The organism is Microcystis sp. M49636_WE2, assembly GCF_030065375.1.
GTDB classification, from domain to species: Bacteria; Cyanobacteriota; Cyanobacteriia; order Cyanobacteriales; family Microcystaceae; genus Microcystis; species Microcystis aeruginosa_C.
On record NZ_JASJFG010000533.1, the window covers coordinates 1 to 1,054 of the forward strand.

The following is a 1,054-nucleotide window of genomic DNA, read 5'->3' on the forward strand; positions in this document are numbered from 1 at the left end:
AGGCAATTTAGTTATCGATGTTAAATTTGATAGTATCGATGATCCGGCTGATTTGGAAAGAACTATTAATAATATGCCGGGGGTTTTAGAAAATGGTTTATTTGTCGGGGTTGCTGATCTGATTCTCGTCGGTGAAATTATCGACGGTAAGCCGGTAGTCCGCGAGATTAGGTAGGATTAATTATTCTTAATCTAATAGTGAAACAGGCCGCAGGCCTGTTTTGTTATTATGGGTGTATACAGACAAAGAGCAAAATAAAGAGAGGCTATAGGCTAATAAAAAATATGTCCCTTTTTGACAGAAAATATCTGGGAAGATTGCAACCAACGGGACTCAAACGAACTGAGATGAGTGGTGGTAATTAAAGTTTGAAAACGGTCTTCGATCGCATCTAATAATTGATTTTGTCGTTCGATATCTAATTCCGCTAAAACATCATCGAGGAGCAGTAGGGGAGGTTCCCCGATAATCTGCTCTAATAACTGTAATTCCGCTAATTTCAAGGCTAAAACTAGGGTTCTTTGTTGTCCTTGGGAACCGTAGGATTTAGCGGGGTTTTGGTTAATTAAAAAATCCACTTCATCCCGGTGCGGACCGACTACCGATGTCCCTAGTTGTTTCTCTGCCAAACGACGGGTTTCAATCTTATCTAAAAAAGCCCTTTGTACCCCATTGACATCATCTTCTAGCCAAGGCACATTGGGAACATATTGTAATTCTAAAAATTCCGTTTTTCCGCTAATACTTTCGTGCCATTTTTGGGCTAAAGGAATTAATCTTTGCAGGACTCGCGCCCTTCTTCTCGTTACTCTTGAACCGGTTTCTGCTAGTTGTAAATCCCAGAGTTTTAGTTGGGATAAATCCGCATAAACTTTTCCCTCTAATTCCTGTTTACGAATCTCTTTTAAGAGGGCATTTCTTTGTCGTAAAACCTGATTATATTGCTGTAAAATATGAACGTATAGGGGTTCTAATTGAATTAATAAAGTATCTAACCAATCTCGGCGAGCTTCCGGACCACCGCGCACTAAATCCAGATCGAGACTAGAAAAT

The 1,054-nt window shown here is 39.8% G+C and carries 2 protein-coding genes; one reads left to right on the forward strand and one right to left on the reverse strand.

Annotated features, from left to right (window positions below):
- On the forward strand, positions 1-175 hold a 175-nt coding region (locus PX484_RS12365), incomplete at its 5' end, for a ribose-5-phosphate isomerase A (protein ID WP_288104067.1).
- 98 nt (positions 176-273) lie between these two features.
- On the opposite strand, the gene recF is transcribed toward PX484_RS12365, so the two are convergent.
- The coding region (recF, locus tag PX484_RS12370) for a DNA replication/repair protein RecF (protein WP_288104065.1) at positions 274-1,054 on the reverse strand (781 nt) is incomplete at its 5' end.